Genomic DNA, 25,984 nt, shown 5'->3' on the forward strand with positions numbered 1-25,984 from the left:
ATGCAGTTAGATAATTATAGTCAGTGTTTTGCTAATGGAAGTCAGGGAAAAATGAAAAATCAAGAAGTAGCCCTAGCAATTCAATCGAGTGAGATAGTAGAAGATTGTGTAGTGCTAGAGCGAAAAACAGAAAACAGCCCAGCTGAATTAGTAGCTTATGTAGTTCCAACAGTCAGATTTACCAGGGAACTATTGTTATCGCATATAGAAGCAAAATTGGCAAAAGAAGAGATACCAAAAGCGATCGTCCCCATCTCATCCATACCATTAACCCCATCAGGACAGATAGATCGAAACATCCTGAATCAGCTAGAAATAACAGACAATGAATTAGAAGAAAGATGGAAAGAAAAAATCCAGACCATACCAGAAGTTGAGCAAGTAGCAGTAGTAAGACAAGCCCAAATCAAAACCCAAGAAACACTGCGACTATCAGACATACTTCCTACCTGGAAAAATGTTACAACTCAACAAACCCCAACCCGAATTGACCAGACAACTAAATCTAGCAATAGCCAACCATCAATCAGTCATGGAGGAGAACTCAAGCGAGAAAAGAACGCCTCAACAACACTATCACAAGCTTTAGAAAAAACCGCCGCTCAATGGCCCGAAAAACAGCTAATTTATATTAATTCCAATGGTTCAGAGACTATTCAAACTTATAAAGAATTACTATTAGACGCACAAAAGATATTAGCAGGATTAAGAAAATTAGGAGTTAAACCACAAGATAAAATAATATTTCAAATTGATGGAAGTCAAGACTTTATTCCTGCCTTTTGGGGCTGTATACTAGGCGGATTTATACCAGTACCAATTTCTATTTCTCCCACCTACGAACAAATTAACAGCGCTGTCGCTAAACTGCACAATGGGTGGCAGATGTTAAAGCAACCCCTAATTCTAACAAGCGCCAGATTAGCCCAAAACATTAGCGCCTTGCCAGCACTATTAAATATAGAAGAAAAATTTCAAATTGAGACAGTAGATAACTTACGCCAAAACGAACCAGATAGTAATATTTATCAGAGCCAGCCAGAAGACCTAGCACTACTATTACTAACATCAGGAAGCACAGGCACGCCAAAAGCCGTCATGCAAAATCATCGCAGTCTGTTAAGCATGACCGCTGGCACCGCCCAAATGAACAAATTTGACCATCAAGATACAGTGTTGAACTGGATGCCATTAGAGCACGTTGGCGCGATCGTATTTTTAGGACTAATGGCAGTAGACTTAGGATGTAAACAAATCCATGCACCAACAGAATATATCCTGCAAAATCCCCTGCGCTGGTTAGAATTAATTCAACAGCACAAAGCCTCAATTTCCTGGGCACCAAACTTTGCCTTCTCCTTACTCAACGACCGAGCCACACAGATAAATCAGAAATCTTGGGACTTATCCTCCATGAGATTTCTAGTCAACGCCGGAGAGCAAATAGTCCCCAAAACAGCACGCAATTTTCTTAAACTATTCCTGCCTTATGGTCTACCATATAATGCCATTCGTCCAGCATTTGGAATGTCAGAAACTTGTTCAGGAATAACTTGGTCTGAAGGATTTACTCTAGAAAATTCATCAGATGAAATGTCATTTGTAGAACTGGGTTTACCAATTCCCGGAGCATCAATTAGAATTGCAGATGAAAATAATCAAATAGTCCCAGAAGGAGTAATTGGAAAATTCCAAGTCAAAGGACTTTCCGTAACTTCTGGATATTATGAAAATCCCCAGCGTAATCAAGAAGCATTTACCGACGATGGGTGGTTTAATACCGGAGATCTGGGCTATATAAAATCAGGGAAAATTATCTTAACAGGCAGAGATAAAGACGATATTATTATTAATGGAATCAATTATTATAGTCATGAAATAGAATCAGTTGTTGAAGAAGTTGAGGGAGTAGAAACTTCCTATACAGCCGCTTGTGCCGTGCAAATTGCGGGAAATAACGCCGATCGATTAGCCATATTTTTTAATTCCTCTATCTCTGACCAAGCTAAACTAAAAGACCTAATAAAAAAAATTCGGGGCGCAGTTGTTAAAAATGTTGGCGTGAATCCGAATTATATTATTCCTGTAACCAAAGAAGCAATTCCCAAAACAGATATTGGCAAGATTCAGCGATCGCAATTAACCAAACGCTTTGCCGCCGGGGAATTTGATAGTATAATTCAACAACTAGGGATTAATTTAGAAAATACCAATTTACTACCTGATTGGTTTTATCGTCGAACTTGGCGACCAAAACAGTCAACAAATCTTATAAATGCAATCAATCCCAGCAATATTTTAATATTCTTAGATGACTTGGGATTAGGAGAATCTTTGATTGTAAAGTTGGCAAAACAAAGTCACTCTTATATAGGAATTAAACCAGGAACAGACTTTAAACAAATCGATTCAAAGCACTATCAAATTAATCCAAAAAACCCAGAACATTATCAGCAATTACTATCGACTTTAACTGACCAAAACTGGCAAATCAATCGAATTTTGCATTTGTGGACTTACGACAATCGTCCTGAAGAAATTACCAGCCTAGAATCCTTAGAACAATCTCAAATCGCTGGGGTGTATAGTTTACTTTATTTGACTAAAGCCTTAGCGAAAACTCAAAAAACCGAACAAAACATTCAGTTATTAGTAGCATCAAGTTATAGCCAATTTACCTCAGTAAATGACCAAGTTGCCTATCAAAAATCACCAATAGTTGCCTTATTGAAAGTAATTGAACAAGAAATCCCCAATTTACAGACTCGTCATGTTGATTTTAGTATACAGGATGAAGGAAATATCGATCGCCTCATCCAAGAGATGCAGGTTGTCTCAAAAGAAACCGAAGTAGCTTACCGCCAGGGACAAAGATTGATTCCCCGACTGGAAAAAGTCGAATTTTCTCCCGAAAATCACCAAAAAATTGCTTTTAAATCGGGAGGAATGTATTTAATTAGCGGCGGCTTAGGCGGCGTTGGAGTAGAAATAGCTAAGTATTTACTTAAAACTCATCAAACCAAGCTTTTATTAATTGGTAGAACTCCCATTACAAATGCAACATCGCCAAAAAATGCCGCTTATCAAGAATTAGAGAAATTGGGAGGAGAAATCACTTACGAAACAGTCGATGTTTGTGATTTACCGAGATTACAACAAATAATTGATCAAGCTAAAACTCGGTGGAATTGTCAACTCGATGGTATACTGCATTTAGCAGGGAGTTATCAAGAGCGATCGCTCACAGAAGAAAACCCCCAAACCTGGTCAACAGCCTTAAAAGCCAAAGTAAACGGAACTTGGGTACTTAATCAACTACTCAAAGAAAACCCCGAAGCAATTTTCATTAACTTCTCTTCAGTAAGCAGCTTCTTAGGCGGTGCAACAGTCGGCGCATTTGTCGCAGCCAATCAATTTTTAGAAAGTTTTACCCATTATCAACGAACAAAGCTAGGCTTAAAAAGCTATTGTTTTAGTTGGAGTCTTTGGGATGGCATTGGAATTAACCAAGACTCTCAAAGAGGAAAGTTAGCTCAAACCAAAGGTTACTGCCCTATAACTCCCCAACAAGGATTGTATTCCTTACTAATAGGATTGCGCCATAATCAAACGCATTTCTTCGTAGGATTAGACGCGAACAACCGACATATTCGTAAATACGTAGAATCCACTTACCCATTAGAGAAAATAACAGGTTATTTTACTGCTAAAAACAACATTTCCCTAGAGATTACATCTAATTGGGTAATAAAAGACCGCTTTGGTACAACCACAACTTGCAACCTGGTACAATTACCAGAAATGCCCTTAACTAAAAACGGCATAATTGACCGAGAAAAACTGATAAAAGGCGAATTAAGCCAAGCAAAAACCCAGCCAGGACAACCGCTAAACGAAATTGAAAGTCAAATAGCAAAAATTTGGCAAAAAATTTTAAACTTACCAGAAATCAGTATTCATGACAACTTCTTTGAACTAGGCGGACATTCCTTACTTTTGGTACAAGTTCAAAGTAAATTACAGGAAAATTTTCAGATTCCAGTATCAATTGTGGATATGTTTAAATATCCCAGTATTAGTAGTTTAGCCAAATACTTAAATCAAGGACAAACCGAATCACCTTCAGTAAAACAAGGTCAAAAACGAGCTCAAGTTCGCAGTTCTCGACACAGTGCAGGTAAATCAGATATTGCCGTAATTGGAATGTCCTGTCGTTTTCCCGGTGCTAACAACATTAATGAATTTTGGCAAAACTTATCAAATAGCGTAGAATCGATTTCCTTTTTCAGCGATGAAGAAGTGATTGCCGCTGGGATAGATCCAAAACTAGTGAAAAATCCTAACTACGTCAAAGCCAAACCAATATTATCAGACATAGAAACCTTTGATGCAGACTTTTTTGGGTATAGTAGCAGAGAAGCCGAATTAATTGACCCGCAACAACGGCTTTTGCTCGAATGTGCCTGGGAAAGTTTAGAAGATGCTGGGTATAATCCTTTTAATTATGATGGTGCGATCGGCATTTATGCAGGTGCCGTCATGAACACCTACTTATTAAATAATATTTATCCCAACCGCCATCAGCTAGATATCAATGATAACTTGCAAGTCGCTACAGTGGACTCAATGGGCGGATTGCAAATGATGGTAGCCAATGATAAAGATTATCTCACCACCAGAATTTCTTACAAACTCAACCTGACAGGCCCTAGCGTCAATGTGCAAACCGCTTGCTCAACATCTTTAGTAACAGTACATATCGCTTGTGCCAGCTTACTGAGTGGCGAAAGTGACATGGCTTTAGCAGGTGGAGTTTCAATTCATGTACCCCAAAAAGTTGGACATTTGTATCAAGAGGGGATGATAGTTACTCCAGACGGGCATTGTCGGGCGTTCGATGCCCGTGCTCAGGGAACTATCTTTGGTAGTGGTGCCGGAATGGTGCTATTGAAACGATTAGAAGATGCACTAGCAGATGGAGATCACATCTATGCAGTTATCAAAGGCTCAGCTATTAATAACGATGGGGCATCAAAAGTTGGTTACATGGCTCCCAATGGCGATGGGCAAACATCTGTGGTGGCACAAGCAATTTCAATGGCCCAAATTGACCCCGAAACCATCGGATACGTCGAAGCACACGGAACCGGAACCCCACTGGGAGATCCCATTGAAATTACAGGATTAACTCAAGCATTTCGCGCCAGCACCCAAGCAAAAAACTTCTGTGGTATTGGTTCAGTAAAAACCAACATCGGTCATTTGCAAATCGCCTCTGGAATCGCAGGATTTATCAAAACAGTTCTCTCACTCTACCACAAACAAATTCCCCCCAGCCTACATTTTGAACAACCAAATCCGCAACTAGATTTACCCAATACTCCCTTTTACGTCAACACTAAATTGCAGGATTGGCAAACTTCCGGTTATCCTCGTCGTGCAGGGGTAAACTCTTTAGGAATTGGTGGCACAAATGCTCACGTAATTTTAGAAGAAGCACCAGTAGAGGAGCAGGGGAGCAGAGGAGCAGAGGAGCGTCCTTATCACTTACTCACCCTCTCAGCAAAGAATGACCAAGCATTAACAGAATTACAACAACGTTATCGAGAATATTTAACATCAAATCCTGAAGTTTCTTTAGCAGATATTTGCTACACAGCAAATACAGGCAGGGAACATTTTCATCATCGTCTAGCGTTGGTAGCTGAAACTAAAGAACAATTAATCGAGCAACTAACTAATTTAACAACTCGAAATCAACCCAATAAAAAACCATCGAAAATAGCCTTTTTATTCACCGGACAAGGTTCGCAATACATCAACATGGGTCGTCAACTTTACGACACCCAACCACTATTCCGTCAAACCTTAGAACAGTGCAATGAAATTCTGCTTACCGATCTAGAAAAGTCATTATTAGACATAATTTATGCCCCGGAAACTGAAGCAGAAATATTAAATCAAACCTGCTATACTCAACCTGCATTATTTGCGATCGAATACGCCCTATATCAACTGTGGAAATCTTGGGGAATCACACCAAATATAGTCATGGGACATAGCGTTGGTGAATATGTAGCAGCTTGTGTCGCCGGAGTATTTAGCTTAGAAGAAGCACTAAAACTGATTGCCCATCGCGGAAAATTAATGCAACAATTGCCCTCTGGGGGCGAAATGGTTTCCGTGATGGCAACGATCGAAAAAGTTAAATCAATCATCGCTGATTATAGTAATACAGTAGCCATTGCTGCCATCAACAGCCCACACAGCATCGTCATTTCAGGAAACAGCAAAGACATCAAAGCTATTGTTGAGAAACTGACAAAAGAAGGAATCAAAACCAAACAACTACAAGTTTCTCACGCCTTCCATTCCCCATTAATGAAACCAATGTTGGCAGAATTTGAGCTTCTTGCCAACAGCATCACCTACAATCAACCCCAGATTCCGATAATTTCCAATGTCACCGGAAATCTAGCAGAAGAAAACATCGCCACAGCACAATATTGGGTAAATCATATTATTCAACCAGTGCAGTTTGCCAAGAGTATCGCCACATTACAGGAATTGGAATATGAAATATTTGTCGAAATTGGACCCAAACCAATATTATTAGGAATGGGGCGAGAGTGTTTGCCAGAAAACACAGGACTATGGTTGGCTTCAGTACGATCTTCTACTCCAGAATGGCAACAGCTACTAACAAGTTTAGCCTCATTATATGAAGCAGGAGCCACAATAGATTGGGCAGGATTTCACCGAGACAACCCCGGAAAGAAAGTTACTTTACCCAACTATCCCTTTCAAAGAGAACGTTATTGGATTGAAAGTACAGCAACTCCCTATCAACTAGATGAATTTGGTTTACTAGAAAATCAAAAATGGTGCTACGAATTAGTATGGCAAGAGCAAGAAAGAACAGAACAAAACTCGCGCAAACAAACCAAAACCGAACCAGAAAACTGGCTAATTTTTGCTGATAATCAAGGAATTAGTCAAGAATTAAGTAAATTATCTCATTCGGCAGCCAAAACCTGTATTCTAGTTTTCCCAGGAACAGAATATAAACAAATATCAAAACAAGAATTCACCATCAATCCAAGTAATTCCCAAGACTATAAACGGCTACTACAGGAAAACCAAATTCCCATTAAAGGAATAGTTTATCTCTGGAGTTTAAATGCAGTTGAAGCCAAAGACCTAACCGGAGCAGAATTAGAAATAGCCTCACAAATTGGATGCGGTGGAGTCTTATCCCTGATTCAATCAATAGCTAAACAAGGTTATTCGCAACCGCCTTCTTTATGGCTAGTAACCAAAGGAGCGCAACCAGTAAATGTAGGAACTCAACTAGCTGGAGTAGCTCAATCAACCTTATGGGGATTAGGAAGAGTCATTAGCAACGAGCATCCAGAACTGAACTGTAAATTGATAGATTTAGACCCAGAAGACGATCGCAATGTACAGAACCTCTTTGGAGAAATTTATTCCCAGCAGTCAACCAGTAGTGAAAATCAGATCGCTTTTCGCAGTGGAAAACGGTATGTAAACCGAATAGCACAACAGCAGAAAATTGTCAAACGATCGCTACCTGTAAAAGCCGATCGCACGTACCTGATTACAGGCGGATTGGGAGGAGTAGGATTATTCGTAGCGCAATGGCTGGTAGAGCAGGGAGCAAAAAACCTAGTATTAGTAGGGCGTAGCCGTCCCAAGGAAACAGCAAAAGCCACCATCAACCGACTCGAAGAGATGGGAGCACAGGTGGTAACGATCGCAGCTGATATATCAGTAGAAGCGGATGTTGCCTCTTTACTCAATCAAATTAACACCACCATGCCACCGCTCAAAGGTATTATTCATGCGGCTGGTTTAATTGACGATCGACTGCTATTAGAACACCAATGGCAACTATTTGCTAAAGTATTTGCACCCAAGGTCAGCGGCGCTTGGAATTTGCATCGCCTTACCCAAGACTTAGCTTTGGACTTCTTTGTGTTGTTTTCTTCGGTTGCATCCATACTTGGTTATGCGGGTACAGCAAATTATGCAGCGGCTAATGCTTTTCTCGATACTCTGGCTCATTATCGCAGGTCATTAAATTTACCAGGGTTGAGTATTAACTGGGGCCCTTGGTCACAAGTAGGGATGGTAGCACAATTGAATAGTCGAGAAGTAGAGCGAATGCAAACAATGGGTATTAATCCAATAGCTCCCAAACAAGCATTGGCAGTACTCCAACAATTATTAAACCAATCTTCTGCTCAAGTGACAGTCTTAGCTATGGATTGGTCAAAATATATTAGCCGCTCAACTAATGTATCGCCATTTTTCGCTAATTTTATAGATAATTATGCGAAAAATGTGCCACAATCTGAGTTTAGCGCCCAATTAGAAGCAACTAAAATTGGCGATCGCTACCAATTAGTAATCGATCGCGTAACCGAGCAAGTAAGTCAAGTATTGGGTCGAAAACTATCAACACCAGAACTCGAACAAGGATTTTTTGACTTAGGGATGGATTCATTGACGGCTGTAGAATTACGCAACCGTTTGCAAAAGTCTTTTGCTTGTTCTTTACCCGCTACTTTGAGTTTTGATTATCCATGCGTCAAACTGTTAGCTGATTATATCGCCAAAGATGTCCTTTCCATTGAAACCGCCCTTGATGAAAACAGGGAACTCAACGGGATAAAAACAGGGTTTAATGCGATAGAAAAGAGCCAAAAAGAACCGCTGGCTATTGTCGGTATGGCTTGCCGATTTCCGGGAGGTGCTAACTCTCCAGAAGCTTTCTGGGAACTATTATGCAATGGCGTAGATGCGATTTCCGAAGTTCCTCCAAATCGCTGGGATATCAACGCTTACTATGACCCAGATCCAGATGCTCCGGGAAAAATGTATGCTCGCTATGGCGGGTTTGTCAATCAATTAGAGGAATTTGATGCACAGTTTTTTGGCATTTCGCCCAGAGAAGCTCTCTCGCTCGATCCGCAACAACGTTTACTATTGGAAGTAAGTTGGGAGGCTCTGGAAAATGCTGCGATCGAACCCAATACCCTAGTTGGTAGTCAAACAGGTGTGTTCATCGGCATTTCTAGTAATGAATATTTGCAACGGTTGTCTACCAGAAGAACAACAGAAATAGATGCTTATCAAGGTACAGGTAATAATCATAGTGTCGCCGCCGGACGGTTGTCTTATATTCTCGGTTTAACGGGGCCTAGCTTGGCAGTGGATACAGCTTGTTCTTCTTCGTTGGTTGCAGTTCATTTAGCTCTAGCCAGTTTACGCAACCATGAATGTAATTTAGCTCTGGTTGGTGGTGTTAATCTCCTAGTTGCACCAGAAGTTACGATTAATTTATCAAAAGCCCGAATGCTTGCACCTGACGGTCATTGCAAAACCTTTGATGCTTCCGCCGATGGCTATGTACGTGCTGAGGGGTGCGGGGTGATTGTCCTAAAGCGGCTATCAGATGCGATTCAAGACAAAGACCAGATTTTAGGTTTGATTCGAGGCAGTGCGGTTAACCAAGATGGTCGCAGTAGTGGTCTGACTGCTCCTAATGGGCCATCACAACAAACCGTGATTCGCCAAGCCTTGTCCAATGGAGGCGTACAACCAAATCAAATCAGCTATATTGAGGCTCATGGTACAGGTACTTCTTTGGGAGATCCAATAGAAGTAGGAGCACTGGCTCAGGTATTTGGTAATTATCGCTCTCAGGATCAACCCTTGACTATTGCTTCGGTGAAGACCAACATTGGACACTTAGAAGCGGCTGCGGGAATAGCTGGGTTGATGAAGGTAGTCCTGCAATTGCAGCACCAAGAAATCGCGCCACATTTGCACCTTCAAAAACCCAGTCCGCATATTGATTGGGAAAATTTGCCCTTGATGGTGCCTCAAAATAAAATGTCTTGGGCTACTACAGAAAATTCCCGATTAGCAGGAGTTAGTTCTTTTGGTATTAGCGGTACTAATGCTCATGTGGTGTTGGAGTCAGCCCCAAAACTTGAACCTGTCACCCCATCAGTTGAACGTTCCTTACATCTTTTTACCCTATCGGCAAAGACAGCATCAGCTTTAGAGGAGTTAGTTTCTCGCTATCAAAATTACATTCAAACTAACTCAGATTTGCTGTTAGCAGATATATGCTACACAGTCAACACAGGTAGGGAACATTTTCCATATCGTCTAGCTTTAGTGCTTCAATCCAAAGAACAATTAATCGAGCAATTAAGAGATTTAAAACCTGGAGATAAACTGCCGAAAAAACCATCGAAAATAGCCTTTTTATTTACCGGACAAGGTTCGCAATACATCAATATGGGTCGTCAACTCTACGACACCCAACCACTATTTCGCCAAACCTTAGAACAATGCAATGAAATTCTGCTGACCTATCTGGAAAGGTCATTATTAGACATAATTTATGCCCCGGAAACTGAAGCGGAAAGGTTAAATCAAACCTGCTATACTCAACCTGCTTTATTTGCGATCGAATATGCCCTGTATCAACTCTGGAAATCTTGGGGTATCACACCAAATATAGTCATGGGACATAGCGTTGGTGAATATGTAGCAGCTTGTGTAGCCGGAGTATTTAGCTTAGAAGAAGCACTAAAACTGATTGCCCATCGCGGAAAATTAATGCAACAATTGCCATCAGGTGGCGAAATGGTTTCAGTGATGGCATCAGTTGAAAAAGTCAAATCAATAATTGCAGATTATGGTGATAAAGTAGCGATCGCTGCTATCAACAGCCCGCAAAGCACAGTCATATCAGGAGCCAGCAAAGAGATCGAAGCCATAGTTGAGCAACTTTCATCATCAGGAATCAAAACCAAACAACTACAAGTTTCTCACGCCTTCCATTCCCCATTAATGACACCAATGCTCAAAGAATTTGAGCAAATAGCTAACAGCATCACCTACAATCAACCCCTGATTCCGATAATTTCCAACGTCACAGGAAAACTAGCTGATGAAAACATCGCCACAGCACAATATTGGGTAAATCATATTATTCAACCAGTGCAGTTTGCCAAGAGTATGGAAACATTGGATGAGTTGGAATATGAAATATTTGTCGAAATCGGGCCGAAACCAATATTATTAGGAATGGGGCGGGAATGTTTGCCAGAAAATACGGGCTTGTGGTTGGCTTCAGTGCGATCTTCCACTCCCGAATGGCAACAGCTACTAACAAGTTTAGCCTCATTATATGAAGCAGGAATCACAATAGATTGGTCAGGATTTCACCGAGACTACCCCGGAAACAAAGTTATCTTACCTAACTATCCCTTTCAAAGAGAACGTTATTGGGTTGAAAGTACGGAACTCGAGCAACCAGCAGAATTTGGCTCACCAGAAAATAGCCAAACTCCAATTACCAACTTTTTAGATCGAGGAAATACAGAAGAATTAATGGAGCTATTGCAAAAAGCCGGGAACTTCTCAGAGGAACAAAAGAAATTATTACCGGAAATATTGGCGGCTTTAGTCAAGGAGCACCAGCAACATCTAGGAGCAAAAGAAAATCTAGAATGGATGCTCGAATTAGTATGGCAACAGCAAGAAAGAATCGAAGAAATCGCGCCGAAAGAAAGCCAAACTTCACCGGAGAATTGGCTAATATTTGCAGATAATCAAGGCATTGGTCAGGAATTAAGTAAGTTATGGAGTTCAGTTTTCAAAACTTGCATCCTAGTTTTACCAGGGAAAGAATATCAACAGATATCAGCACAAGAATTCATTATTAACCCAGGTAATTACCAAGATTTTGAGCGCCTACTACAGGAAAACCAAATCCCCATCAAAGGAATAGTTTATCTATGGAGTTTAAATGCAGTAGAAGCCAAAGATCTAACTGGAGAAGAATTAGAAATAGCCTCACAAACTGGATGTGGTGGAGTCTTGTTCCTGATTCAATCAATAGCTAAACAAGGATATTCGCAGTCGCCTTCTTTATGGCTAGTAACCAAAGGAGCGCAACCAGTAGGTGAAACATCTAAGATAACTGGAGTAGCCCAATCAACCCTGTGGGGATTAGGAAGAGTAATTAACAATGAGCATCCAGAACTTAACTGTAGACTAGTAGATTTAGACCCTTTATACGATCGCGATAACACACAAAGTCTAGGGGCAGAAATTAGTTCAGATCGAGCAAAGAATAGTGAAAATGAGATAGCTTTTCGCAATGGCAAACGGTATGTGAATCGAATCATAAAACAGCAAAAAATTGTCAAACAATCTCTAAATATCAAAGCCGATGCTACCTACTTAATCACAGGCGGAATGGGAGGAATTGGTTTATTAGTTGCACAATGGCTAGTAGAGCAGGGAGCAAAACACTTGGTATTAGTAGGACGTAGCTTACCCAAGGAAACAGCAAAAGCCACCCTCAACCAACTCGAAGCTTTGGGAGTACAGGTGATGGCGATCCAAGCAGATATATCAATAGAAGCGGAAGTCGCCTCCTTACTGAATCAAATTAACAGCACCATGCCACCGCTAAAGGGTATTATTCATGCGGCTGGTGTGATAGATAACCGACGGATATTAGAGCATCAATGGGAATTATTTACTAAAGTGTTTGCACCCAAGGTCAGCGGAACTTGGAATTTGCATCGCCTTACCCAAGACTTAGCTTTGGATTTCTTCGTGTTGTTCTCTTCAATATCATGTATCTTGGGTTCTGCGGGGACGGCAAATTATGCAGCGGCTAATGCTTTTCTGGATGCAATGGCTCATTATCGCTCCTCATTAAATTTACCAGGGTTAAGTATTAACTGGGGAGCTTGGTCAGAGGTAGGAATGATAGAAAAAGTCGATCGTCGGGAGGTAGAGCGATTGCAAACAATGGGTATTAGTTTGATTGATCCCCAACAAGGAATAGCTGTCCTGAAGCAATTATTGACTCAAACTTCTAGACAAGTGACAGTCTTACCGATAAATTGGTCAGAATTTATTAAGCAGTCAACTAACTTATCGCCATTCTTTGCTAATTTCAACTTAGCGAAACCGATTCAAAAATCCGAGTTTCTTGCTCAATTAGAAGCAACTAAAATCGATCGACGTTACCAATTAGTAATCGATCACATAACCGAGCAAGTAGGTCAAGTGTTGGGTCGGAAACTATCATCAGCAGAACTCGAACAAGGGTTTTTCGAGTTAGGGATGGATTCGTTGATGGCTGTAGAATTACGCAACCGTTTGCAAAAGTCAATGGCTTGTTCTTTACCCGCTACCTTGAGTTTTGATTATCCCAATGTCAAGGTGTTGGCTGATTATTTAGCTAAAGACATCCTTTCTATTGAACTAGCAAGGGTAGCGGCTCACCAAGATATTAGCCAACCAAGTTCTGATTTATTAACCGATCTTGATGAACTATCAGAAAGTGAAATCGAACAGCTGCTTGCAGAAGAATTAGCCCTTATTGATGAAGGTAAGAAGTAATGAATACCAACACAGACCGTCAAACTTTAATGAAGAAGGCACTCCTAGAACTCAAGGAGATGAAATCTCAGCTTGAGGCGATAGAAAAGACCAAAAAAGAACCGCTGGCGATCGTTGGTATGGGTTGCAGATTTCCGGGAGGTGCTAACTCTCCAGAAGCTTTCTGGGAACTCTTAAGTAATGGCGTAGATGCGATTTCCGAAGTTCCTCCAAATCGCTGGGATATTGATGCTTTCTACGATTCAGATCCCAATGCTCCGGGAAAAATGTATTCTCGCTATGGCGGGTTTATCGATCGATTAGAGGAGTTTGATGCTCAGTTTTTTGGCATTTCACCCAGAGAAGCTCTGACCCTCGATCCGCAACAACGCTTACTATTGGAGGTAAGTTGGGAAGCACTGGAAAATGCGGCGATTAAACCCGATACCCTGGTTGGTAGTAAAACGGGTGTGTTCGTTGGGATCACTGTTAATGATTATTTACATCGGTTGTTGAAGCGAGAAACAACTGAGATAGATGCTTACCAAGGTACGGGTAATACAAGTAATGCGGCTGCTGGAAGGTTGTCTTATTTTCTTGGTTTAACGGGGCCTAGCTTGGCAGTAGATACGGCTTGTTCTTCCTCGTTGGTTGCAATTCATTTAGCGATCGCTAGTCTCCGCAACCATGAGTGTAATTTAGCTCTGGTTGGCGGTGTTAATTTGCAGGCTTTGCCAGAGGTTAATGTTATTTTATCGAAAGCCCGAATGCTTGCACCTGATGGTCGTTGCAAAACCTTTGATGCTTCCGCCGATGGCTATGTACGTTCTGAGGGGTGCGGGGTGATTGTCCTCAAGCGGCTATCAGATGCGATTAAGGACAAAGACCGGATTTTGGCTACCATTCGAGGTAGTGCGGTTAACCAAGATGGTCGCAGTAGTGGTCTAACTGCTCCTAATGGCCTAGCACAACAAACAGTGATTCGCCTGGGTCTGGAAAATAGCGGCGTACAACCGAATCAAATCAGCTATATTGAGGTTCATGGTACGGGTACGGCTTTGGGCGATCCTATAGAAGTGGGAGCTTTAGCCGCAGTATTTGGTCATCATCGCTCAAAAGACCAACCCCTAACTATTGCTTCGGTGAAGACCAACATCGGACATTTAGAAGCAGCTGCGGGAATGGCTGGGTTGATGAAGGTAGTGTTGCAAATGCAGCACCAAGAAATTGTGCCACATTTGCACTATAAACAACCCAGTCCCCATATTGACTGGGAAAATTTGCCGATTATGGTGCCAAGGTCTAAAACCGAATGGCAAAAAGTAGAAGGTTCTCGCTTGGCAGGTGTTAGTTCTTTCGGCGTTAGCGGTACTAATGCTTATGTGGTGTTGGAGGAGGCCCCAAAACTTGAGTCTGTCACTTCATCAGTTGAACGTTCCACACATCTGCTTACTCTATCAGCAAAAACCGATCGGGCTTTGCGAGAGTTAGCCGAGAAGTATGCCAGCTATCTGCGATCGCATCCTGAAGTTAGTATTGCAGACATTAGCTACACGGCGAACTGTGGACGATCGCACTTTTCCCATCGTCTCGCTGTAGTAACTCCATCATCTAACCACTTAAGAGAGCAACTCATTAATTTTGCGGGTGGCAAAGAAACATCTGGACTGACATCCAGACAACTTCCTACCCAACAAAAGCCAACCAACATCGCCTTTTTATTTGCAGGTCAAGGTTCACAATATGTAGGTATGGGTCGCCAACTTTATCAAACTCAGCCTACTTTCCGTAAAGTATTCGATCGCTGTGACGAAATCCTGCAACCTTATTTAAAAAAATCTCTCATTGAAATACTTTATCCCACTTCAACAGAAGAAACCGAAGCTGCTCTAACCTTAGATGAAACTGCATATACCCAACCCGCTTTATTTGCCATAGAGTATGCCCTATATGAATTGTGGCGTTCCTGGGGAATCGAACCCACAGCAGTAATTGGTCATAGTGTAGGAGAATATGTTGCTGCTACGGTTGCGGGAGCCTTGAGCCTGGAAGATGGACTAAAATTGATTGTCCAGAGAGGACAACTCATGCAGTCTCTACCTGAAAATGGCGCAATGGCAGCTGTTTTTGCGCCGGAAAGTCAGGTCAGAGAAGTAATTCAAGGTTTTGATGCTGGAGAGATTGCGATCGCAGGCATTAACAGTCCCAACAATACCGTAATTTCTGGGAAACAGGAAATAATCCAGAAAGTTACAGCCCACCTGCAAGCACAACTCATAGAAGTCCGTAACCTCAAAGTCTCCCATGCCTTTCATTCTCCCCTCATAGAGCCAATCCTAGACTCTTTAGAGCAAGCAGCCAGTCAAATTTCCTACCAACCTCTGAAAATTGGTTTGATTTCCAACCTCACAGGGCAGATGTTACAACCAGGAGAAATGCTCAATGCCCGCTACTGGCGAAATCATGCTCGAGAAGCCGTGTTGTTTATGGCGGGAGTCAACACACTTTTAGATGAAGGCTTAAATATCTTTTTGGAAATGGGTGCCAAACCAACTTTATCCCGATTGGGGCGGCAATGCCAGCAAGAAAAGGATGCTATTTGGCTCTCTTCCCTGACAGGGCAACAAGAAGATTGGTCATCATTGCTCAATGTTCTATCTACCTTATATTTGCAGGGAGTTGAGATTAACTGGCGCGGATTTGACCAAGACTACTCGCGCAGTTTATTGTCCCTGCCTACATACCCCTTCCAACGCCAAAGCTATTGGATTGAACTCGTACAGTCTACTACTACAAATGGAAAAGATATGGTTGTAAATGGTAATGTTGCAAAGACACAAACCGATGTTGTGACTGGGGATGACAGGCAAGATGCCTGTCCTACCCGTAGGGAAGAAATTATCGGAACTTTGCAAACTTTAGTTGCTAGTTTATTGCAAGTCTCCCCAACAGATGTCAACATTCATGCTCCTTTTCTAGAAATGGGTGCTGATTCCATCATCATGGTTGAGGCTGTACAAAAGATTGAAAGAACTTATGGGCTAAAAATTGCCCTTCGTCAGTTATTTGAAGAATTAGCCACTCTAGAAGCTTTAGCAATTTATTTAGACGAACGTCTCCCCGCTATATCTCCTGAAACATTACCTGCGGCACAAGAAGAAAAGGTAACTAGGGTACAAACAGAAATTTCCGCCCAAAAACTGGTTCCACCTCCCCCAGTCCCCAGTCCCGTAGGACAGGCATCCTGCCTGTCATCCCCAGTCGTAGGGGCGATTCATGAATCGCCCGTACTTCAACGCCAAAGTTTTCCACAACAGCCACAGCCAGTAGAAGCAACGGCGTTGCAAAGTATCATGGCGCAGCAACTCCAGTATCAATACCAATTAATGTCTAGACAGTTGGAGGTATTGCAAAACAATGTAGAGATGTTGCCTGCAACGTCTTTACAGTCGCCAGAAGTTGTGGTAGGGAATGGAATGTCTGGGATGCCTAACCCATATACCTCAGATCTTGCATCAGGAGGCAGAGCCTCTATTCTTCGTTCCCAGGTTGAACCTGGGAACGAGGACGCTGGAGGTTCTACTTCTAGGAGTGGAAGATCTGAGTATACCCCTCCACAGCCTGTGCCTGCTCCTCAACAACCAATGTGTCAGACAGCTTCCCCGACAAAGCAAATACCACCAGCACCAGTTTCTACACCTTGGGGGCCGAAAAAACCTCCCACTAGTGGTCTGACTCCACAGCAGCAGCAACACTTAGACGCTTTAATAGCACGTTTTACCCAGCGCACTAAAACTTCAAAAAAACTGGTGGAAGGTGCTCGTCCGGTGTTGGCTGATAGTAGGGCTTCTGTGGGATTTCGCTTGTCGATTAAGGAAATGCTTTATCCGATCGTTGCCGATCGCTCTCAAGGTTCTAGAATTTGGGATGTTGATGGCAACGAATACATTGACATGACTATGGGGCAAGGGGTAACTCTGTTCGGACATAAACCCCCATTCATTATGGAAGCCCTAGAAGCACAGCTGAAAAAAGGCATTCATCTCAATCCTCGCTACGAACTAGTTGGCGAAGTGGCTCAACTGTTTACCGAACTTACGGGCACCGAACGCGCTTGTTTCTGTAACTCCGGGACAGAAGCAGTAATGGCTGCAATCAGAATCGCCCGGGCTGCTACTGGTCGCAGTAAGATTGCTTTGTTTGAAGGTTCTTATCATGGACATAGTGATGGAACTTTAGTCAGACGGCAACTTATTGATAACCAATGGGAGTTTTTCCCTCTAGCTTCTGGCGTACCAGAGGGTGTGGCGGGAGATGTCGTTGTACTTGAATATGGCAGTGAGCAAGCTTTAGAATATCTGCAAAGCCACGCTCATCAACTGGCGGCGGTACTTGTGGAACCTGTGCAAAGCAGCGTACCAATGGTGCAACCCAAGGAGTTTTTGCGCTCCTTACGGCAAATTACCGATCGAACAGGAACGGCATTAATATTTGATGAAATGATTACAGGGTTTCGATCGCACCCTGGAGGAGCACAAGCTTTATTTGGCGTTCAAGCTGACATTGCTACTTATGGCAAAGTAGTTGCAGGAGGTCTACCCATAGGTGTGGTTGCAGGTAAAGCCAAGTATCTAGATTGTATTGACGGAGGAATGTGGAACTATGGAGATAATTCCTATCCGCAAACAGAAAGAACTTTCTTCGGTGGCACTTTTTGTCAGCATCCCCTGGCAATGGTAGCAGCAAAGGCTGTACTCCAACATTTCAAAGAACAAGGCCCAAGTCTTCAACAACAATTAAACGATCGCACCACCAAATTAGTCACTACCCTGAATACCTATTTTCAAGAAAATGAAGTTCCGATCAAAATTGAGCATTTTAGCTCTTTCTTCCGCTTTGCCTTAACTGGAAATTTAGATCTGCTTTTCTATCACATGGTAGAAAAAGGGATTTATGTTTGGGAATGGCGCAAACATTTTCTGTCAACGGCGCATACCGATGAGGATCTTTCTCGATTTGTTGAAGTAATCAAGGATAGCGTTGCCCAACTGCGTCAAGGAGGTTTTATACCCGCAAAAAAGCAGCCAGTGTCCTCTGAACCTACGTCAGACAGAGGACACAACAGGGCAACCGTTAGCCAGACAACTGTAGAGACGTTGCATGCAACGTCTCTACATGCAACGTCTCTACATGAAGGCGAAAAGCATCCAGATACACCATCTAATTTGGAGTTAAAAACTAGTTCCAACAAACAAAAATCTATCGAATTTAGCTTGTACTATTTCGGTAGTTACGAAGCAGAATTTAGGAAAAATAAGTATAATCTGTTGTTTGAAGGGGCTAAGTTTGGCGATCGTCACGGATTTACAGCAATTTGGATTCCTGAACGTCACTTTCATGAATTTGGCGGATTTTCGCCAAATCCTTCCGTAATTGCGGCTGCACTAGCTAGGGAAACTCAAACCATTCAAATACGTTCTGGTAGTGTCGTTTTACCCCTGCATCACCCAATTCGAGTAGCCGAAGAATGGGCAGTGGTTGATAATCTTTCTCAAGGCAGAGTTGGTATTGCTTTTGCCTCCGGTTGGCATCCCAATGATTTTGTCTTTGCTCCCCAATCTTTTGGCAAACATCGGGAACTAATGTACCAAGAAATTGCCACTGTCCAGAAACTTTGGCAAGGCGAATCTGTTGAGGTGCTTGATGGGACTGGAAAACAGATTAGGGTCAAGACTTACCCACAGCCGATGCAGCCTAAGTTACCGATTTGGATTACCATTGTCAAAAATCCAAATAACTACATCAAGGCAGGAGAAATTGGTGCAGGCATTTTAACTAATTTTTTGGGGCAATCTATTGAAGATTTAGCCCACAATATAGCTCTTTACCGGGAATCTTTGACTAAGCATGGTTACAAAGCAGAAGCGGGAAAGGTGACTGTATTACTGCATACCTTCGTTGGTGCTGACTTAGAGCAAGTTCGATCGCAAGCAAAAGAACCCTTCTTAAATTATCTGAAAACCTCTATGGGGCTTTTGCAGAATATGTTTCAAAGCCAAGGTATGCCAGCTGATTTCGATCGACTCACGGAGGAAGATAGGGACTTTCTTTTATCCACGACTTATAAACGTTATGTACAGACAGGTACGTTGATTGGTACTCCTGATTCTTGTCGCCAAGTAATTGAGGATTTGCGATCGATCGGCGTTGACGAAATCGCCTGTTTTATCGACTTTGGTGTAGATGAGAAGTTAGTACTAGAAAACTTACCCCACCTCAATACTCTCAAAGAGATATGTCAAGAATTAGGGAATAGGGAAGAAGAAGGTGTTAGGGGTCAGGTGTTAGGGGTTAGGGAAGAAGAAGAAAATTTCCCCAACCCCCAACCCCCAACCCCCTGTTAATTCCCCTAACTGAAGCCCAAAAGCAACTCTGGACATTAGCCCAGATGGGTGAAGATAGCTCAGTTGCCTATAATGAACATTCAACGGTGCTATTGCGAGGTACTTTGAACCTAAAGGCAATGAGCAAAGCAATACAGAAAGTAGTCGATCGTCACGAGTCTCTACGGACAAAAATCAGTCCAGAAGGGGATGTGCAAGCAATTCTACCTTCGGTCGAAATCGATTATCCTGTATTAGACTTTAGTGGTGGAGATTGTGTACGCGATGAGCAAGTAGCTGCATTCTTTCGCGAGGAAAGCCAAAAACTCTTCGACCTCGAAAAGGGTCCGCTAGTACGTCTGTATATCCTGAAGTTAGAACCAGAACTCCATATATTAGTTTTGAGCGCCCATCACATCGTAGTTGATGGCTGGTCATTAGGAGTTATTTTCCGAGAGTTAATGCAGCTGTATTCAGATGAGTGTCAAGGGGTAGTTTGCGATTACGATCGCCCAACACAATTTCGAGAATTTATCAACTGGCAAAATGAGCAGATCCAGTCGCAGGAGATGAAAGCTCATGAATCATACTGGTTGGATAAACTAAGCTCACCTCCTGTATTAGAATTACCCACCGATCGCATTCGTCCACCGATTAAAACCTACAATGGCGATCGAGAAACCATTAAGTTTGATACTGAAGCAACTAACAGCCTCAAACTGTTCGGTCGCAAACAGGGTTGCACTCTGTTAATGACTCTGCTATCAGTGTATGCAACGTTATTTCATCGACTAACAGGACAAGACGACATCATCATAGGGGTTCCTACTTCTGGTCGATCGATGAATGGCAGTGACGGGATAGTTGGCTACTGCACCCATATCTTACCAATTCGTAGTCAGTTGTCGGGTAATCCTACATTTGCAGAATATATCAAACAAATGCGGGGTACTTTATTGCAGGCTTACGAACACCAAGATTACCCCTTTGCTCAATTGATCGATCGACTCAATCTACCAAGAGACAACAGTCGCCTTCCCTTAGTTAGTGTCAGCTTTAATTTAGAGCCACATACTACTCCACCAGAGGTTTTTGGTCTAGAGGTTAGTTTATATCCTCAAGCCATTAACTTTAAAGACCGGGATCTGCATTTAAATGTGACAGAGATGGCGGGTGAGCTATTGATTGAATGCGATTACAATACCGACTTATTTAATGCAGACACCATTGAACGTTGGCTAAGTCATTTCCAAACTTTGCTCCAAGCAGTTGTCAGCGATCCAAAACAATATTTACGGGAATTACCTCTACTTAATAGTGTCCAAAGACATCAGTTATTAGTCCAGTGGAATGATACTCAAACTGACTTTCCCACTGATAAATGTCTGCATCAGTTGTTTGAGGAGCAAGTAGAAAAAACCCCAAATGCAGTTGCGGTAAAGTTTGAAAATCAACAATTGACTTACCGAGAATTGAATGAGCGATCGAATCAGTTAGCACATTATTTACGCTCATTAGGTGTGGGTGCAGATGTGCTGGTGGGTATTTGTGTGGAACGATCGATCGAAATGGTAGTAGGACTTTTGGGTATTCTCAAAGCAGGTGGAGCTTATGTCCCAATAGACCCAGATTATCCCATTGAGCGATCGCGCTTTATGTTGTCAGACTCTCAAGTTGCGGTGTTAGTAACTCTACACAAATTTGTAGAAACATTGTATACAACGTCTCTACCTCAACATCAAACACTACCTCAACATCAAACACGCCTTGTCTGTTTGGATAGTGACTGGCAAGTTATTAGTCAGTGCGATCGAGATAATCCTATTCTGAACGTTGCACCAGAAAACCTAGCTTATGTAATTTATACATCGGGTTCCACTGGTCAACCAAAGGGGGTAATGCTTTGTCACAGTAATATTTGCAACCATACAATGTGGATGCAAGCCACATTCCCCTTGACAGAAAAAGACAAAGTGTTGCAAAAAACGCCCTTTGGCTTTGATGCTTCGGTATGGGAATTCTATGCTCCATTAATAGTAGGCGGACAGTTGATCGTGGCTCAACCTGGAGGTCATGCTGACCCGGCTTACCTGTTAAAATTAATTGCCCAAGAGCAGGTAAATAGGGTTCAATTTGTGCCATCTTTGCTGCTTATGCTTTTAGAGCAGGGAGGAATCGAAACTTGTCAATCCCTCAAAGACATCTTCTGTGGCGGTGAAGTCTTGCCAGTGGCTCTGCAAGAAAGTTTGTTGAGTAAGCTAGATGTGAATTTGTACAATCTCTATGGCCCTACAGAAGCTTGTATCGATTCAACTTTCTGGAATTGCCAACCGCAAATTTACAAACAATGTGTTATCGGTCGCCCAATTTCTAACACCCAGGTATACATACTCGACGAATATTGTCAACCAGTACCAATTGGAGTCCCAGGAGAATTACATCTAGGTGGTGCGGGATTAGGCAGAGGCTACCTGAATCGACCAGAATTAACTAATGAAAAATTCATCACCAATCCCTTTAACAACTCAAAAAACGAAGCTGTAGAGACGTTGTATACAACGTCTCTACCCCCAAGACTTTACAAAACTGGAGACTTAGCTCGTTACTTACCCGATGGCAACATTGAATACTTGGGACGGATTGACAATCAAGTAAAAGTTCGTGGCTTCCGCATTGAGTTAGGCGAAATCGAAGCGATTTTGAGCCAGCATCCCCAAGTGCAAGCCGCTGCGGTAATCGTTCGGGAGGATATTCCAGGGAATAAACGGATCGTGGCTTACATCGTAGCCGAAACAGAGGGGAAACTTACAATCAACGAATTACGATCGCACACCAAAGCCAAGTTACCAGATTATATGGTGCCGAGTGCCTTTGTGTTCCTAGAAGCGCTGCCATTAACACCAAATGGGAAGATCGATCGCAAATCCCTACCCATGCCAGAAATGCGATCGGGAATGGAAAACATTGTAGTGCATCCTCGCACCGCAACCGAAGAAACTCTAGCAACTATTTGGCAACAAGTTTTGGGAGTAGAAGAAATCGGCATTCACGATAACTTCTTTGAACTCGGTGGCGATTCCATCCTCAGCATTTCAATCATTAGCAAAGCAAGACAAGCAGGAATAGAACTGAGTGTCAAACAACTATTTACCAATCAGACAATTGCTGAATTAGCCGCAGTTGCAGGTGTTAGTAAAGTAACTCAAATCGAACAAGGATTAGTCACCGGAAAAGTAGAATTAACCCCGATTCAACAATGGTTTTTTGAGCAAAACTTGGTTGAATCACACCACTTTAATCAAGCATTTTTGCTCACAACACCATCTAACTTCCAACCCGAACTTTTAGAACCAATCTGGCAACAACTACTGATACATCACGATGCTTTGCGCTTGCGTTTTATCGAGTCAGAATCAGGTTGGGAACAGATTCATGCTACTCCATCTGATAAAATTGCCATCTCCTATTTTGACTTATCCAATCTTCCAGAAAGCGAGATTACAGCTACCATTGAAAGCACTGCCAACTCCTTACACGCGAGTTTAAATCTGGCAGAAAATCTTGTTAAAGTCGCCTATTTTAAATTAGGAGAAAAGCAACCAGGAAGATTACTAATAGTAATTCACCATTTAGTAGTCGATGGTGTGTCTTGGCGGATTTTATTAGAAGATTTGCAGACAGCTTACCAACAACTAAGTCAAGGTGAAGCAATTGGATTACCATCGAAAACAACCTCCTTCCAAAATTGGGCGCAACAGTTAACCAATTATGCTAAATCAGATGTTTTAAAATCCGAAAAAGCTTATTGGTTAAGGGAATCTTACACCTCTGTTTCGCGCATTCCTGTAGACTATCCCCAAGGAGAAAACACAGTTGCTTCGGCTCAGAATATATCTGTGTCGTTAAATGAAGCCGAAACTCGATCGCTCTTACAAGATGTTCCGAAAGCTTACTCTACCCAGATTAATGATGTTTTATTGACAGCTTTAGTCTTGGTTTTGAGTAAATGGACTAACTCCAACTCTGTGTTATTCAACTTAGAAGGTCATGGACGGGAAGATATTATTGAAGGTGTAGATTTATCCCGAACTGTGGGTTGGTTTACCACTATTTTCCCAGTAGTAATGCAACTGGAAAACACCAATAAACAGAATTTAGGAGAGGTTTTAAAATCAGTCAAAGAACAATTACGATCGATCCCCAACAAAGGAATTGGCTATGGAATATTGCGTTATTTAACTGACGCTCAAGACATCCAAAGCCAAATAAAGAACCAAAAAGAAGCCGAAATTTGCTTCAATTATTTGGGTCAATTTAGTCAGTTGTTTAATCAATCTTCTCTGCTACAATTGGCAAAGGAATCGAGTGGAAACAGCCAAAATTTACAAGGCAAACGTTCTAATTTACTCGAAATCAATGCTATTATTACCAACGACAAGCTGCAAATTGATTGGATATACAGTAGCAACCTGCATGAACACAGCACGATCGAAAAAATTGCCCAAGAATTTGTCTCCACTTTACAACAGTTAATCGCCCATTGTTTATCACCGGAAAACGCTGGTTTTACTCCTAGTGATTTCCCCTTAGCACAAATTAGCCAACTAGAACTAGATCAAATTTTAGAAAATCTATGAAACCTGAAGCTAACAAAACTAACAAGCAAAATATTGAGGATATTTATCCCTTATCGCCAATGCAACAAGGGATGCTGTTTGAAAGTTTGTATGCTCCCGACTCAGGAGTATATTTTCAGCAGGTAGTTTGCACTTTTGAGGGAAATCTAGATCTGTCAGCGTTTAAGCAAGCTTGGCAACAAGTAGTAGCGAGACATTCAGTTTTCCGTACAGCATTCTTATGGGAGCGTGTCAGCCAGCCGACACAAATAGTATATCGACAAGTGGATGTGGCGATCGAAACATTCGATTGGCGAGGATTATCTGCACAAGAACAGCAACAACAATTACAAGTATTTCTTGATGCTCAACAACAGCAAGGTTTCTCCTTTTCCGAAGCGCCATTAATGCGTTTACATCTAATTCAATGTAAGGAAAATACTTACCAATTTGTTTGGAGTCATCATCATTTATTGCTTGATGGTTGGTCTTTATCTTTGGTGTTTAAAGACTTATTGAACTTTTACCAAGCAATCTCCCAAGGAAAAACTTTAACTTATCAACCCGCACTCAATTACCGAAATTATATTGCTTGGCTACAGAAACAAGATCGAAAATTAGCTGAAGATTATTGGAAAGAAAAACTCCAAGGTTTTAGTGCTTCGACTCCTTTGATGGTGGATAAACCTTTATCCAAACGGGAAAATAACTCACCTAATTATAAAGAACAAGAAATTGAGTTAAGTCGTGAATCAACATCTTATGCTAATACTTTTGTCCGAGAACATCAATTAACACTTGCTAATTTGGCGCAGGCAACTTGGGCTTTGTTGCTGTCTCGCTATTCTCAAGAAAATGATGTGGTATTTGGTGCGACTGTTTCAGGTCGTCCGCCTGCGATCGCAGGAGTCGAGTCAATGGTAGGGTTATTTATTAATACCTTACCTTTGCGCGTCAAATTCTCAGAACAAACCGAACTTTTAAGTTTGTTGAAAGATGTACAGGTACAACTTGTAGACTCAGAACAATTTTCCTATAGTTCCTTAGTGGAAATTCAGGGATTTAGTGATGTACCTAGAGGTACTTCTTTGTTCGACAGCATTGTAATCTTCGAGAACTATTTAGTAGATAGTTCTGTACTCGAAGACAAAGGTGATTTTTCGCTTTCAAATGTTCAGGTTATTGAAAAAACTAATTATCCGCTAACACTTTTTGTTGAACCTGGGGAACAATTGTTAGTCAGGTTGAGTTACGATGGGAATCGTTTTGATGATAGGGCAATCAGCCGGATGTTGGGTCATTTTGTGACTCTGTTTGAGGCTATTGTCGCTAATCCTCAAATGCCAATTTCTCAACTACCAATATTAACCGCAGTTGAACAAAATCAAATTTTAATAGAATGGAATAATACAAAAACTAATTATCCGACAAATAATTGCATCCATCAATTGTTTGAAGAACAAGTAGAAAAAACACCAGATGCAATAGCGGTGGTGTTTGAAAATCAACAATTGACTTATCGGGAATTGAACGATCGATCGA

General features: G+C 41.8%; 4 protein-coding genes (1 of these 4 only partly in view). All 4 read left to right on the forward strand.

Annotation, left to right across the window (positions count from 1 at the left end; translation table 11 throughout):
* On the forward strand, positions 1-13,464 hold the full coding sequence (locus ACE1CC_RS24625; RefSeq protein ID WP_413273078.1) for an SDR family NAD(P)-dependent oxidoreductase: 13,464 nt from the start codon (positions 1-3) through the stop codon (positions 13,462-13,464).
* On the forward strand, positions 13,464-19,847 hold the full coding sequence (locus tag ACE1CC_RS24630) for a MupA/Atu3671 family FMN-dependent luciferase-like monooxygenase (RefSeq protein ID WP_413273079.1): 6,384 nt from the start codon (positions 13,464-13,466) through the stop codon (positions 19,845-19,847). Before ACE1CC_RS24625 ends, ACE1CC_RS24630 begins: the two co-directional genes overlap by 1 nt.
* Complete coding sequence (locus ACE1CC_RS24635; RefSeq protein WP_413273081.1) at positions 19,847-24,463, forward strand: amino acid adenylation domain-containing protein; 4,617 nt, start codon at positions 19,847-19,849, stop codon at positions 24,461-24,463. Before ACE1CC_RS24630 ends, ACE1CC_RS24635 begins: the two co-directional genes overlap by 1 nt.
* On the forward strand, positions 24,460-25,984 hold part of the coding region annotated (locus tag ACE1CC_RS24640) for a non-ribosomal peptide synthase/polyketide synthase (protein WP_413273080.1) (this coding region is incomplete at its 3' end). The annotated region continues 21,862 nt past the right edge of the window; 1,525 of 23,387 annotated nt are visible. The genes ACE1CC_RS24635 and ACE1CC_RS24640, both read left to right, overlap by 4 nt.

This window comes from Floridaenema aerugineum BLCC-F46, assembly GCF_041929345.1.
In the GTDB taxonomy this organism is placed as follows: domain Bacteria; phylum Cyanobacteriota; class Cyanobacteriia; order Cyanobacteriales; family Aerosakkonemataceae; genus Floridanema; species Floridanema aerugineum.

What these genes read in the sequence shown, in the direction of transcription:
- ACE1CC_RS24625 (WP_413273078.1), top strand. Translation starts at nt 1, where the DNA reads ATGCAGTTAGATAATTATAGTCAGTGTTTTGCTAATGGAAGTCAGGGA.
- ACE1CC_RS24630 (WP_413273079.1), top strand. Translation starts at nt 13,464, where the DNA reads ATGAATACCAACACAGACCGTCAAACTTTAATGAAGAAGGCACTCCTA.